This window comes from Micromonospora sp. MGP-C2, assembly GCF_057766525.1.
Window position 1 is genome coordinate 22,015 of record NZ_JBYMEN010000002.1, and the last position, 15,552, is coordinate 37,566.

Sequence of the window (15,552 nt, forward strand, 5' to 3'; positions counted from 1 at the left end):
CGCATCCGGAGGGGTTGGCAAGCGATGCTGACTGAAGACAAGCTCCTCGACTATCTGAAGCGGGTCACCGCCGACCTGCACCAGACGCGGCAACGGCTGCGCGAGGTCGAGGCGGGCGAGCAGGAGCCCATCGCCATCATCGGCATGGGCTGCCGCTTCCCCGGCGACGTGCGTGCCCCCGAGGACCTGTGGCAACTGCTGCTCGACGGACGCGACGCGATGGCCGAGTTCCCGGACGACCGGGGCTGGGACCTGGACGCGCTGTTCGGCGACGGGGCGGCGGGCACCTCCGACGCCCGCCAGGCCGGCTTCGTCTACGACGCGGCCGACTTCGACGCGGCCTTCTTCGGCATCTCGCCGCGCGAGGCCACCGCCATGGACCCGCAGCAGCGGATGCTGCTGGAGGTCACCTGGGAGGCCCTGGAGGACGCCGGGATCGACCCGTCGACGTTGAAGGGCAGCCAGACGGGTGTCTTCGCCGGCACCGCCGGTCAGGACTACGGCACGCTGCTGCTGGGCGCCTCCGAAGGACTGGAAGGGCACCTGCTCACCGGCAACGCCGCCGCTGTCGTCTCCGGGCGGGTCTCGTACTGCCTCGGGCTGGAGGGCCCGGCGGTCACCGTCGACACCGCGTGCTCGTCGTCGCTGGTGGCGCTGCATCTCGCGGCGCAGGCCCTGCGCCAGCAGGAATGCGGGCTCGCGCTGGCCGGCGGCGCCACGGTGATGGCCACCCCCGGCGCGTTCCTGGAGTTCTCCCGTCAGGGCGGGCTGTCCGGCGACGGGCGGTGCAAGGCGTTCGCCGCCGCGGCCGACGGCACCGGCTGGGCGGAGGGCGCCGGTGTGCTCGTCCTGGAGCGGCTCAGCGACGCGCAACGCAACGGCCACCCGATCCTCGCCGTGATCCGCGGCTCGGCGGTCAACCAGGACGGCGCCTCCAACGGGCTCAGCGCGCCGAACGGCCCGGCGCAGCAGCGCGTCATCCAACGCGCACTGGCCAACGCTGGCCTCACCCCGGCGCAGATCGACACTGTCGAGGCGCACGGCACGGGCACCAGCCTCGGCGACCCCATCGAGGCGCAGGCCCTCATCGCCACCTACGGGAAGGACCGCGACCCGGAGCGTCCGCTGTGGCTCGGCTCGATCAAGTCCAACCTCGGGCACACCCAGGCCGCCGCCGGGGTCGCCGGCATCATCAAGATGGTCCTGGCGATGCGCGCCGGTGTCCTGCCGCAGACGCTGCACGTCGACGAGCCGACCCCGCAGGTCGACTGGTCCGAGGGCGCCGTCGAGCTGCTCACCAGCCGGCGACCGTGGCCGCGGACCGGGGAGCCCCGCCGCTCGGCGGTCTCCTCGTTCGGGGTCAGCGGCACCAACGTGCACGTCGTCCTCGAACAGGCCCCGGAGGTCGCGGACGACACCGCGCCCGCGCCGGCGGTCAGCCCGACGCCGGACGGACCGTGGTTGCTGTCCGGGCGCACCGAACGGGCACTGCGGGCGCAGGCGGCGAAACTGCTCGCCAGGGTGGCCGGCGACGACCGGGTCGACCTGCGCGACCTGGCGTACGCCCTGACGACCTCCCGCGGCACGTTCGACCACCGGGCTGTGCTCCTGCCCGGTGACCGCGCCGACCTGGTGCACCGGCTCGCGGCGCTGGCGGAGGGGCGCCTCGACACCGGAGTGCTCATCGGCCAGCGGGGGACAGCGCGTACCGCCTTTCTCTTCGCCGGCCAGGGCTCCCAGCGCGCCGGCATGGGCACCGAGCTGGCCGCCGCGTACCCCGCCTTCGCGGCGGCGTTCGACGAGGTCTGCGACGCGCTCCAGCCGCACCTGGAGCAGCCGCTGCGCCAGGTGATCGCGGAGAACCCGGACGGCCTGCTGGACCAGACCGCCTACACCCAGGCCGGTCTCTTCGCCGTCGAGGTGGCGTTGTACCGGCTGATCGAGTCCTGGGGCATCGTCCCCGACCACCTGATCGGTCACTCCGTCGGTGAGCTGGCCGCGGCGCACGTCGCCGGGGTGCTGTCCCTGGCCGACGCCGCGACCCTGGTCGCCGCTCGCGGCACGCTGATGCAGGCGCTGCCCTCGGGCGGGGCGATGATCGCGGTTCGGGCCACCGAGGCCGAGGTGCTGCCGCTGCTGACCGAGGGCGTGTCGATCGCGGCGGTCAACGGCCCGCGCTCCATCGTGCTCTCCGGCCGGCAGGACGCGGTCGAGGCTGTCGCCGCGCACTTCGGCAAGGCCAAGCGGCTGACCGTGAGCCACGCCTTCCACTCGGCGCTGATGGAGCCGATGCTCGACGACTTCCGCCGGGTCGCCGAGAGCATCACCTATCACGAACCGCGAATCCCGATCGTCTCCAACGTCACCGGCCGGCTCGACGAACGACAGGACGCCGCCTACTGGGTGCGGCACGTCCGGGACGCGGTCCGCTTCGCTGACGGCATCACCGCCCTGGCGGACGCCGGCGTCACCACCCTGCTGGAGATCGGCCCGGGCGGCGTCCTCACCGCGCTGGCCGAGGACTGCCTGACCGGCGGTCAGGTGGTCGTCGCCGCGCTGCGCAAGGACCGTCCCGAACCGGTTGCCCTGCTCGCCGCGGTCGGCCGCCTGCACGTGCACGGTGTGTCCCCGGACTGGCGTGCCGTGCTCCCCGCCGGCCGGCCGGTGCACCTGCCCACCTACGCCTTCCAACACGAGCGCTACTGGCCGGACACCTCGCGCCGATGGACCGGCGACCTGACCAACGTGGGCGTACGCCCGGCCGGGCACCCACTGCTCGGCGCGGCCGTCGCGCTCGCCGACGGCGGCGGCTTCCTCTACACCGGCCGTCTCAGCCTGGAACAGCACTCCTGGCTCGCCGACCACGCCGTGCAGGGCACCGTGCTGGTGCCCGGCACCGGTTTCGTGGAACTCGCGCTGCGCGCCGGTGAGCAGGTCGGCTGCGGTCATCTGCGGGAACTCACCCTCCAGACGCCGCTGGTGCTGGCCGAGCGCGGCGACACCGAACTTCAGGTGTGGGTCGGCCCGGCCGAGGACGACGGCTCCCGCGCGGTGACCGTCCACTCCCGAGCGGTTGACGTCACCGACCCGGACAAGCCGTGGACCTGCCACGCCGCCGGTGTGGTCCAGGCCGCCGAGGCGTCCACCGCCGACTGGCGGGACTTCACCAACTGGCCGCCGGCCGGGGCGCACCCCGCCGACCTGACCGGCTTCTACGACAGGCTCGCCGCGCAGGGCTTCACCTACGGACCCGCGTTCCAGGCGCTCCAGCGGGCCTGGGTGGCCGGCGAGTACGCGTACGCCGAGGTGCGTATCCCGGACGGCAGCGGCACCGACCCGGCGGACTTCGGCCTGCACCCGGCGCTGCTCGACGCGGCCATGCACGCCACCGGCCTGCTCCCGGCCCGCACCACCGAGCAGGGCAACCGGCTCCCGTTCGCCTGGAACGACGTCGCCCTGCACTCGGCCGGCGCCACCGACCTGCGGGTCCGGGTGCGGATCGCGGAGAACGCCGACGTGAGCGTCGCCGTCGCGGACGCCACCGGCGCGCCGGTCGCCGAGGTGCGGGTGCTCACCCTGCGGCCCATCTCCGCCGAACAACTCGCCACCACCGACGACACGCTCTTCCACGTCGACTGGCCGGCCGTCACGACCACCGCCGTCGACCCGGGCCGGATCGTGATCCTCGGCGACGATCTGCCCGAACTCGACGCTCGCGGCGTCGACCGCTACCCGGACCTCGCGGCCCTCGGTGTCGCAGTGGCCGGTGGGGCGGACCGCCCGGACCTGGTCCTGGCCGGCTGCTCCGGGACGGACCCGGACCCGCGATCCACCCACACCACCACCATCGCCGCGCTGGTCACCGCGCAGCACTGGCTGGACGACCCGGCCTTCGACGGGGCCCGGCTGGTCCTGGTCACCCACGGGGCGATCGCCGCCGGCCCGGACGAGGACGTCACCGACCTGTCCGCCACCCCGGTCTGGGGCCTGATCCGCTCGGCCCAGTCGGAGAACCCGGAGCGCTTCGTCCTGGCCGACCTGGACGCGCACCCGGAGAGCGCGGGCCGGCTGATCGAGGCGGTCACCTCCGGCGAACCGCAGATCGCCGTCCGGCGCGGCACGGTTCGGGTGCCCCGGCTGGCCCGGCTCGCCCCGGCCCGCGAGCCGCACCGCCCGCTCGACCCGGACGGCACCGTTCTGATCACCGGTGCCACCGGCACCCTGGGCGGCCTGCTCGCCCGGCACCTCGTCACCCGGCACGGCGCGCGGCACCTGCTGCTCACCAGCCGCCGGGGCGGCGCCGCCGAAGGCACCGCCGAGCTGTGTGCCGAACTGACCAGGCTGGGCGCCGCGGTGACCCTGGAGGCCTGCGACACCGCCGACCGGGACGCGGTCGCCGCGCTGCTCGCCTCGGTGCCCGCCGCGCATCCCCTGACCGCCGTGGTGCACGTCGCCGGGGTCTCCGACGACGGCGTGGTCAGCGCGCTCACCCCGGACCGGGTCGGCGCGGTGCTGCGGCCCAAGGTCGATGCCGCCCACCACCTGCACGAGCTGACCCGGGACGCGGACCTCAGCGCGTTCGTCCTGTTCTCCTCGCTCGCCGCGACCCTCGGCGGTGGCGGTCAGGGCAACTACGCGGCGGCGAACGCCTACCTGGACGCGCTCGCCCAGCACCGGCGGGCCGCCGGGCTGCCCGCGGTGTCGCTGGTCTGGGGCCTGTGGGACGCCCGCAGCGGCATGTCCGAGCACCTGGACGACACCCACTTCTCCCGCATCGCCCGCGGCGGCATCGTCTCGATGCCGTCCGACGACGCGCTCGCGCTCTTCGACAGGGCGATCGCCGCGTCCGTACCGGTGGTCGCGCCGGCCCGGCTGGACTTCGCCGCGCTGCGCGCGCAGGCCGCCCAGGGCGGCGTCCCGGTGCTGCTGCGCGGTCTGGTCCGGCTGCCGGGTGGCAGGCCGGGCACCAAGACCCGCGCCGGCAACGCGTTCCTCACCCACCTCGCCGCCCTCGCCGAGGCGGACCGGGAGCGGGCACTGCTCGATCTCGTACGCGGACAGGCAGCCGCCGTCCTGGGCCACTCCGGTCCGGCGGCCGTCCCGCCGCAGCAACCCCTCTCCGAACTCGGCGTCGACTCGCTGACCGCAGTGGAGATCCGCAACCAGTTGGGCGGTGCGACCGGGCTGCGCCTGCCGGCCACCCTCATCTTCGACTACCCGACCCCGCAGGCGCTCGCCGGATACCTGCACGACCAGTTGATCGGCATCGAGGCGCCGGCACCGGCGAGCCCCGAGGCCGCGCCGATCGCCGTGGACGAGCCGATCGCCATCGTCGGCATGGCCTGCCGCTACCCCGGAGGTGTGCGGACGCCCGAGGACCTCTGGCACCTGGTCGACCTGGGCACCGACGGGATCACCGGGGTTCCGGAGGACCGGGGCTGGGACATCGCGGGTCTCTACGACCCGGACGCGGACCGACCGGGTGGCTTCTACGTCCGGGAGGGCGGCTTCCTCGACGGGGCCACCGACTTCGACGCCGCGTTCTTCGGGATCAGCCCCCGCGAGGCCGTCGCGATGGACCCGCAGCAGCGGGTGCTCCTGGAGGTCTCCTGGGAGGCGATCGAGCGGGCCGGCATCGACCCGGTGTCGTTGCGCGGCAGCCGGACCGGTGTGTTCGCCGGCACCAGCGGCCAGGACTACGGCGGCGTGCTCGGCCGTGACCCGTCCAGCGTGGGCGGTTTCGGCCTGACCAGCACCACCGCCAGCGTCATCTCTGGTCGTGTCTCGTACGCGCTCGGGTTGGAGGGGCCGTCGCTGTCGGTGGACACCGCCTGCTCGTCGTCGCTGGTCGCGCTGCACCTCGCGGCCCAGGCGCTGCGGCAGGGGGAGTGCTCCCTCGCGCTGGTCGGTGGCGTGATGGTGATGGCGACCCCGGCCGCGTTCGTCGCGTTCAGCCAGCAGCGCGGGCTGGCCCCGGACGGTCGGTGCAAGTCGTTCGCCGGGTCCGCCGACGGGATCGGCTGGGCCGAGGGCGCCGGCGTCCTGGTGGTCGAACGGCTCTCCGACGCGCGGCGCAACGGCCACCAGGTCCTCGCCGTGGTCCGGGGCAGCGCGATCAACCAGGACGGCGCCTCCAACGGGCTGACCGCCCCGAACGGCCCCTCTCAGCAGCGCGTCATCCGGGCCGCCCTGGCCAACGCGGGCCTGGGCACCGCCGACGTCGACGTGGTCGAGGCGCACGGCACCGGGACGGTGCTGGGTGACCCGATCGAGGCACAGGCGCTGCTCGCCACCTACGGTCAGGGCCGGCCCGCGGACCGGCCGCTGCGGCTCGGGTCGATCAAGTCGAACATCGGGCACGCGCAGGCCGCCGCCGGCGTCGCCGGGATCATCAAGATGGTCGCGGCGATCCGCAACGAGACGATGCCGCGCACCCTGCACGTGGACGAGCCCACCCCCGAGGTGGACTGGTCGGCCGGCGCTGTCGAGCTGCTCACCGACGCCCGGCCGTGGGAGGCGTACGGGCGTCCGCGCCGGGCCGGCGTCTCGTCGTTCGGTGTCTCCGGCACCAACGCGCACGTGATCATCGAGGAGGCGCCGGCCGCGCCGGTCGACGAGCCGGCCGTGGTGTCGCAGGACGTGCCGTGGGTGCTGTCCGGGCGTACCGCCAAGGCTGTCGCCGACCAGGCCCGCCGGCTCACCGACCTTGGCTCGGCCCCGGCCGAGGTCGCTCACTCGCTGGTGGCCCGATCCCAGTTCGTCCAGCGGGCGGTGGTGCTCGGTCCGGATCACCGCAGTGGCCTCGTGGCCCTGGCCGACGGGTTGCCGTCCAGCACGGTGATCTCCGGTGCGGCCCGTACGGCCGGCGTGGTGTTCGTGTTCCCCGGTCAGGGTTCGCAGTGGGTCGGTATGGCCACGGGGTTGTTGGATGCGGAGCCGGTGTTCGCGGCGCGGATCGCGGAGTGCGCGGCGGCCTTGGATCCGTTCGTGGACTGGAACCTGCTGGAGGTGCTGCGGTCCGACGATCCGTTGGAGCGTGTCGACGTGGTCCAGCCGGTCCTGTGGGCGGTGCACGTCTCTCTCGCCGAGGTGTGGCGGGCCAGGGGCGTGACGCCCGACGCCGTGATCGGTCATTCGCAGGGGGAGATCGCGGCGGCCTGTGTGGCCGGGGTGCTGTCGCTCAGCGATGCGGCGAGGGTCGTGGCGTTGCGGAGCAAGGCTCTGCTGTCGATCGCGGGCAGTGGTGGGATGGTGTCGGTCAACGCCGGTTTGGACGTGGTCACCCCGTTGTTGACCGAGGGTGTGAGCGTCGCGGTGGTCAACGGCCCGACGAGTGTCGCTGTCGCGGGTGCTGACCTGGACGCGTTCCTGGCCGCTGCGGAGGCGGCCGGGGTGCGGGCGAAGCGGGTCAAGGTGGACTACGCCTCGCACTGCGCTCTGGTCGAGCCGGTGGAGGCGGAACTGGCCCGTGTCCTGGACGGGGTGCGACCGCAGCCCGGTGCGGTTCCGGTGTTCTCCACGGTGGAGGACGGCGGTCAGATGGACGCCGACTACTGGTATCGCAATCTGCGTCAACCGGTGCGGCTCGACCAGGCCGTGCAGGCCGCGTACACCGCCGGGCATCGGATCTTCATCGAGGTCAGCGCGCACCCCGTGTTGACCGGTGCGATCGCCGACACCGCCGACGTTCCCGCCGTCGGCACGCTGCGACGAGGCGAAGGCGGCCCCCGGCAGGTGGTGCGCGCCCTCGCCGAGGCCTGGGTGCAGGGCGCCCCCGTCGACTGGAGCACCGTCGTCCCGCCGACCCGGACCGTCGACCTGCCCACCTACCCGTTCCAGCACCAGCGGTTCTGGGTCGACGAGGTCAACCTCCCGGTCACCGCCGACATCGCCACCGCCGGACTCAGCGCCGCCAACCACCCGATGCTCGGCGCCGCCATCCCGCTGCTCGACTCCGACGCGGTCCTCTTCACCGGCCTGCTCTCCGTCGAGGCCCACCCGTGGCTCGGCGAGCACAAGGTGATGGGCGCCAACGTCATGCCCGGCACCGCCTTCGTCGAACTCGCCCTGCACGTCGCCAACCAGACCGGATGCCGGCGGCTGGAAGAACTGACCCTGCTCACCCCGCTGATCGTGCCCGAGCGCGGGGCCCGCCAACTACAGCTCTGGGTGGGCCCACCGGACGGCAACGGCCGACGTGCCTTCAACGTCCGCTCCCGCTCCGACGACGGAGAGCCCGCCGACGCGCTCAGCCCCACCGGCTGGATCCACCACGCCACCGGCGCGATCAGCACCGCCGCCGATCCGGCCGCACCGACAGACCTCACCACCTGGCCACCGCCCGGCGCCCGGCCGGTCGACCTCACCGAGTTCTACGAGGCCGTCAGCCGGACCGCGTTCGACTACGGACCGATGTTCCAGGGCCTGCGCGCCGCCTGGGTCACCGAGGACGACGTCTACGCGGAACTGTCCCTGCCCGAGTCGGGCAGGGCCGCCGCAGGCGCGTACGGCATGCACCCGGCCCTGCTCGACGCCGGGCTCCAGGCCATGTCGCTCAACAACTTCCTGACCCGGATGGGCGACGGTGAACCCGCCGAACGGAGCCGCCTGCCGTTCGTCTGGAGTGGCGTCTCGCTGCACGCCACCGGCTCCTCCAGCTTCCGGATCCGGCTCAAGCCGGCCGGCGCCGTCGGTGTCTCGTTCACCGTCGCCGACAGCACCGGCGCCCCGGTCGCCGAGATCGATTCGCTGATCATGCGGCCGGTCTCGGCGGACCGGCTGGCCAGTGCCCGTGGCGGCGACCACGAGTCGCTGTACCGGCTGGACTGGACTCCGGTGCTGCCCGCAACCGCGCCGAGCACCGCCGTCGTCGGCGCCGACCCGTACCAGCTCACCGGTGTCGCCGGGACCGGGTATCCGGACCTGGCCGCGCTGGCGAACGCGCCGGCCGTACCCGAGCTGGTCTTCGCGACGCTCGAAGCAGATCCACTGCGGACGGCCGAACCCGGCGTCGGCGCCCGGCACAGCACCACGCTCGCACTCGACCTGGTGCAGCGATGGCTCGCGGAGCCGGCCTTCGGCGCGTCGCGCCTGGTCGTCGTCACCCGCGGCGCGGTCGCGGCGAACACCGACGATGCGGCCCGTGACCTGGCCGCGGCCGCCGCGTGGGGCCTGATCCGCACCGCCCAGGCCGAGAACCCGGACCGGTTCGTCCTGCTCGACCTCGACGACGATCCCACCTCACTCGCGGTGGCCGTCCCGGCGGTCGCCTCCGGCGAGCCGCAGGTGGTCGTCCGTGCCGGCCGCCCGCTGGCACCACGCCTGGCGCCGGTCCCGGTCGCCCCGGAACCGCGCGCGGACATCACCCCCGGCGACCCGGACGGCACCGTGCTGATCACCGGCGGCACCGGCACCCTCGGCGGGTTGCTCGCCCGGCACCTGGTCACCGAGCACGGCACTCGGCGGCTGGTGCTGACCGGACGTCGCGGACGCTCCGCCGACGGGGTGGACGACCTGGTCATCGACCTGACCGACCTCGGCGCCGAGGTCACAGTGGAGGCCTGCGACGCCACCGACCGGGACGCCCTAGCGGCGGTCCTGGACCGAATCCCGGCCGACCGGCCACTGACCGTCGTGCACGCGGCGGGCGCCCTCGACGACGGTGTCGTCACCGCGCTGACCCCGGAGCGCATCGACGCCGTACTGGCGCCGAAGACCGACGCCGCATGGAACCTGCACGTGCTGACCCGGGACCGCAAGATCGCCCGGTTCGTGCTCTTCTCATCGGCGGCCGGCGTGCTGGGCGGCGCGGGGCAGGGCAACTACGCGGCGGCGAACGCCTTCCTCGACGAGCTGGCCCGCCACCGCAGGGCGCTCGGCCTGCCCGCCGAATCCCTGGCCTGGGGCCTGTGGGAGCAGGCCAGCGGCATGACCGGGCACCTGGACGGCGCCGACCTGCGCCGGGTGGCGCGCGGCGGGGTCCGGCGACTGCCGACCGCCCGGGCGCTCGCCCTGTTCGACACGGCAGGTGTGCTGGACGAGCCGTTGCTGATCCCCGCCGACCTGGACCTGGCCGGGCTGCGCAACCAGCCGGTGGAGACAGTGCCGGCGCTTCTGCGCGGCCTGGTCCGTGGCGCCACCCGGCCGGTCGCCGAACCGGCCGATGGCCCGTCGGTGGTGGGCCTGGCCCAGCGGCTCGCCGGTCTCGCCGACGAGGACGCCGACGCCCTGGTCCTCCAGGTGGTACGCGCCAACGTCGCCGCGGTCCTCGGCTACCCGAGCCCGGACGAGGTGGACCCGACCCTGCCGTTCAAGGAGCTGGGCTTCGACTCGCTGACCGCCGTCGAGCTGCGCAACCGGCTCAACGTCGCGACCGGCCTGCGGCTGCGCGCCACCCTCGTCTTCGACTACCCGAACGCCCACTCGCTCGCCGCGTACCTGCGGGCGCAGGTGGTGCCGGACGAGGTCGGGGCGGCCGAGCCGCTGCTGGCCGAGTTGAGTCGGATCGAAGCCGCCGTGGCCACGCTGCCCGGCGACGGACCGGTCCGCGAGCAGGTGACCAGTCGCCTGCGGGACCTGCTGGCCGGGCTGGAGCCCACCGGCGCCGCGGACGTGGCGCAGGACCTCGAGTCGGCCACCGACGACGAAATGTTCGAGTTCATCACCCGAGAGTTCGGAGTGTCGTGATGGCAGACGACGAGAAGCTTCGCCATTTCCTCAAGAAGGTCACCACCAGCCTGCAGGAGACCCGGCAGCAGCTGCACGAGGCCGAGAACCGTGACCGGGAGCCGATCGCGATCGTCTCGATGAGCTGCCGGTTCCCCGGAGGCGTACGCGGGCCGGAAGACCTCTGGCAGATGCTGGTCGGCGGGCGCGACGCGCTCGGCCCGCTCCCCGCCGACCGTGGCTGGGACCTGGAGTCGCTCTACAGCCCGGACGCGGACGCACCCGGCCAGAGCTACGTCCGGGAGGGCTCGTTCCTGACCGACGCCGCCGACTTCGACGCCGCGTTCTTCGGGATCAGCCCGCACGAGGCGCTCGCCATGGACCCACAGCAGCGGCTGCTGCTGGAGGCGTCCTGGGAGGCGATCGAGCGGGCCGGTGTCAACCCGCAAAGCCTGCGCGGCAGCCAGACCGGCGTGTTCGTCGGCATCACGCAGCAGAACTACGGCACCGCGCTGCACGAGGCGCCCGAGGGCGTCGACATGTACCTCGGCACCGGCACCACCACCAGCGTCGCGTCCGGCCGGATCGCGTACAGCCTGGGCTTCGGTGGCCCGGCCGTCACGGTGGACACGGCCTGCTCGTCGTCGCTGGTCGCGATGCACTGGGCGGTCCAGTCGCTGCGGTCGCGCGAGTGTGACCTGGCCCTGGTCGGCGGCGTCACGATCATGGCGGCGCCGGGTGCGTTCATCCTGTTCAGCAGGCAGAAGGGGCTGGCCGCGGACGGCCGGTGCAAGCCCTTCGCCGAGGCCGCCGACGGCACCGCCTGGGGGGAGGGCGTCGGCATCATCATGGCCGAGCGGCTCTCCGACGCGCAGCGCAACGGCCACCCGATCCTGGCGATCGTGCGCGGCAGCGCGACCAACCAGGACGGTGCCTCCAACGGCCTGACCGCGCCGAACGGGCCGGCCCAGGAGCGGGTCATCCGGGCCGCGCTCGCCAACGCGCGGCTCACCCCGGACCAGGTCGACACCGTCGAGTCACACGGCACCGGCACCACCCTCGGCGACCCGATCGAGGCGCAGGCACTGCTGGAGACGTACGGCCGGGGCCGTCCGGCGGAGCACCCGCTCTGGATCACCTCGGTCAAGTCGAACATCGGGCACACCCAGTCGGCGGCCGGCATCGCCGGGCTGATCAAGGCGGTGCTCTCCATCCAGCACGGGGTCCTGCCGAAGACACTCAACGTCGACGCGCCCACCTCGCACGTGGACTGGTCGGCGGGCGCCGCGCAGGTGCTCACCGAGACGATCCCGTGGCCGGAGACCGGGCACCCGCGCCGGGCCGGGGTGTCGTCGTTCGGCGTCTCCGGCACGAACGGGCACATCATCCTGGAGCAGCCACCGGCCGAGACCCCCGTCGACGCCACCGACGCCACCGACGGCCAGCTCGCCGCGTGGCCGATCTCGGCACGTACCGAGGCCGGCCTCGTCGAGCAGGCCCGGCGCCTGCACGACCACCTGACCCGGCACCCCTCGCTCACACCGACGGACGTCGGCCACTCGTTGTGGAAGACCCGGGCCACCTTCGACCACCGCGCCGTCGTCGTCGGCTCCAACCGCAGGGAGATGCTGCAGATCCTCGCCGAGTTCCCCGACGGCAGCGCCCCCCGGGCCGACCGGCAGCTCGGCGGCAGGCCACTCTTCGTCTTCCCCGGCCAGGGCTCGCAGTGGCTCGGCATGGCGACCGAACTGCTCGACCAGGAGCCGGTCTTCGCCGCCCGGATCGCCGAGTGTGCCGCCGCCCTCGACCCGTACGTCGACTGGTCGCTGCTCGACGTGCTGCGCTCCACCGACCCGGCCGCGTTGAACCGGGTCGACGTGGTGCAGCCCGCGCTCTGGGCGGTGATGGTCTCGCTCGCCGAAACCTGGATCTCCCGTGGCGTACGACCCGGCGCGGTCATCGGCCACTCCCAGGGCGAGATCGCCGCCGCCTGTGTGGCCGGCGCGCTGTCGCTGACCGACGCCGCCAAGGTGGTCGCCCTGCGCAGCCGCGCGCTGCTGGCCCTGTCCGGCACCGGCGGCATGGTGTCGGTCAACGCCCCGCTCTCGGCGGTCGAACCACTGCTCACCGACGGCATCGCCGTCGCCGCCGTGAACGGCCCGTCCAGCGTGGTCGTGGCCGGCGCCGACGTCGCATGCTTCCTGGCCGCGGCCCAGGCGGCCGGTGTCCGCGCCCGGCAGGTCCAGGTGGACTACGCCTCGCACTGCGCCCAGGTCGAGCCGATCGAGGACGAGCTGGCCCGACTCCTGGACGGGATCACGCCGACCGCCGGCACCGTCCCGATCATCTCCACGGTCACCGGCGAGCCGATCGACGGCACTGCGATGAACGCCGGCTACTGGTACGACAACCTGCGCAACCCGGTCCGCCTCGACCGGGCGGTCCGCACCGCCCTGGGCGCCGGTCACGCCCTGATCGTCGAGATCAGCCCGCACCCGGTGCTGATCGCCGGGCTCACCGGCCTCGCCGAGGAGACCGGTGGCGACGCCGTGGTCCTCGGCACGCTGCGCCGCGGCGACGGAGGGCTCCGCCGGTTCACCCAGTCACTGGCCGCGGCGTACGTGCACGGTGCCGCTGTCGACTTCGCGACGGTCCAGCCGCAGGGGCGCATCGTGCCGCTGCCGACCTTCGCCTTCCAGCGCCGGCCGTACTGGCTGGGCGGCCAGCGGCCTCCGGCTCCCGCCGTCGCCACCTCGGGCACCGACGACGCGGTCTTCTGGAACGCCGTCGAGCGGCAGGACGCGAATGTGCTCGCCGAGACCATCGGCGCCGACCCGGCGGCCGTGGGGGACCTGCTCCCGGCGTTGTCGTCGTGGCGGCGGCAGCGGCAGACCGGCTCGATGCTGGACAGTTGGCGCTACCGCGACGAGTGGGTCCGCGTCCCCGACCAGCCGGCCCGTCTCACCGGCACCTGGCTGGTCGCCGTACCGGCCGGTCTCGACTCCCCGCTGCCCGCCCAGGTCAGCGGAGCCCTGCGGGCGGGCGGCGCGCAGGTGGTGCCGCTGGAGATCGACCCGGTCGACGTCCAGCGCACCGCCCTGGCCGCCCAGCTCACCCTGGCGCTCGACGCGGCCGGCTGCGACCGCCCCGACGGGGTGCTGTCCCTGCTAGCCCTGGACGAGCGGGTCCTGGACGGGCACCGCTCCACCCCGCGCGGCTTCGCCGCCACCGTCGTACTCGTGCAGGCCCTCGGCGACCTCGGCGTCGGCGCCCCACTCTGGTGCGCGTCGCACGGCGCGGTCGGCACCGGACCGGCCGACCCCCTGGCCAACCCGGTCCAGGCGCTGCTCTGGGGCTTCGGCCGGGTGGCCGCGCTCGAACACCCGGAACGCTGGGGCGGTCTCGTGGACCTGCCCGGGACGCTCGACGAGCGCGGCGCCGGCCTGCTCTGCGCCCTGCTCTCCGGCGCGATCGGCGAGGACCAGGCCGCGATCCGTCCGCCCGGCCTCCTCGGCCGGCGCCTGATGCGCGCCCCGGTCGGCGACCGCAGCCCGGCGCGGAGCTGGCAGCCGCGCGGCACCACCCTCATCCTGGGCGGCACCGGCGGCCTCGGGTCCCAACTGGCCCGCTGGCTGGCCGAGCACGGCGCCGAGCACCTGCTGCTGGTCAGCCGCCGCGGCCCGGACGCGCCCGGCGCGGAACGGCTGCGCGACGACCTCACCGCGCTGGGCGCGACAGTCACAGTGGCCGCCTGCGACGCCGCCGACCGGGACGCCCTGGCCGCGCTGATCGACGCGATCCCCGCGAAGACCCCGCTGACCACTGTCGTGCACAGCGCCGCCGTCCTCGACGACTGCGTGATCGACGCACTGGAGACACACCGCGTCGACGGTGTCCTGCGCGCCAAGGTCGACTCGGCCCGCCACCTGCACGAGCTGACCCGGGGCCTGGACCTGGACGCGTTCGTCACGTTCTCCTCGTTCGCCGGCACAGTGGCCAGCTCCGGCGTCGGCAACTACGCCCCCGCCAACGCCTACCTGGACGCCCTGGTGCAGCACCGCCGGTCGCTCGGCCTGCCGGGCACCGCTATCGCCTGGGGCGCCTGGGGTGGCGGTGGCATGGCCGACGGCGAGTTCGGTGAGCTGCTGACCCGCCACGGCGTCGCCGAGATGGCACCCGAGCTGGCGATCACCACGCTGCGCCAGGCGGTGGAGCACGGCGAGCCGTTCCTCACCGTCGCCGACATCCGGTGGGAGCGGTTCTTCGTCGCGGTCACCGCGACCCGGCCCAGCCCGTTGGTCAGCGCGATCCCGGAGGCACAGCAGGTGCTCGCGGCCATCGCCCGCGACGGGGACGGCGCCGGCGAGAGTGCCACGGCGCGCCTGGCGGGCCTGCCGCCCGCCGAGCGGGCCAAGGTCCTGCTGGAGACGGTACGCGCGCAGGTGGCCACTGTGCTCGGTTACGCCTCGGCCGACGAGGTGCCGCCGAAGAAGGCGTTCCAGGAGCTCGGCTTCGACTCGGTGACCGCCGTGGAGCTGCGCAACCGCCTGGGCGCCGCCACCGGGCTGCGGCTGCCCGTCACGCTCGTCTTCGACTATCCGAACCCGGTCACGCTCGCCGCCTTCCTGGACAGCCTGTGCGGCGGCGCCGACGACAGTTCCGCGCTGGACGACCTGGACCGGCTGGAAGCGGCCCTGGACAGCCTCGAACCGGACGACGTCACGTACGTCCGGCTGATGACCCGCATGCAGGCGCTCGTCGCCGACTGGAAGCACGGCCGCGCCGAGCCGGTGGAGACCGCGGGCGAAGCCCTGGCCGACGCCACCGACGAGGAGATGTTCGAACTCCTCGGCAAGAAGTTCGGCATCGCCTGACCCGCACGCTCAC

The 15,552-nt window shown here is 74.0% G+C and carries 2 protein-coding genes; both read left to right on the forward strand.

Annotated elements, in window-relative coordinates; all coding sequences use genetic code 11:
* Positions 1-24: 24 nt before the first annotated feature.
* On the forward strand, positions 25-10,686 hold the full coding sequence (locus AC3CF1_RS00030; protein ID WP_488449191.1) for a type I polyketide synthase: 10,662 nt from the start codon (positions 25-27) through the stop codon (positions 10,684-10,686).
* Entirely contained in the window at positions 10,686-15,539 is a 4,854-nt protein-coding gene (locus AC3CF1_RS00035; RefSeq protein WP_488449192.1) for a type I polyketide synthase, read from the forward strand. The genes AC3CF1_RS00030 and AC3CF1_RS00035 overlap by 1 nt, the downstream gene beginning before the upstream one ends.
* The last annotated feature ends 13 nt before the right edge of the window (positions 15,540-15,552 follow it).

What these genes read in the sequence shown, in the direction of transcription:
- AC3CF1_RS00030 (WP_488449191.1), top strand. Translation starts at nt 25, where the DNA reads ATGCTGACTGAAGACAAGCTCCTCGACTATCTGAAGCGGGTCACCGCC.
- AC3CF1_RS00035 (WP_488449192.1), top strand. Translation starts at nt 10,686, where the DNA reads ATGGCAGACGACGAGAAGCTTCGCCATTTCCTCAAGAAGGTCACCACC.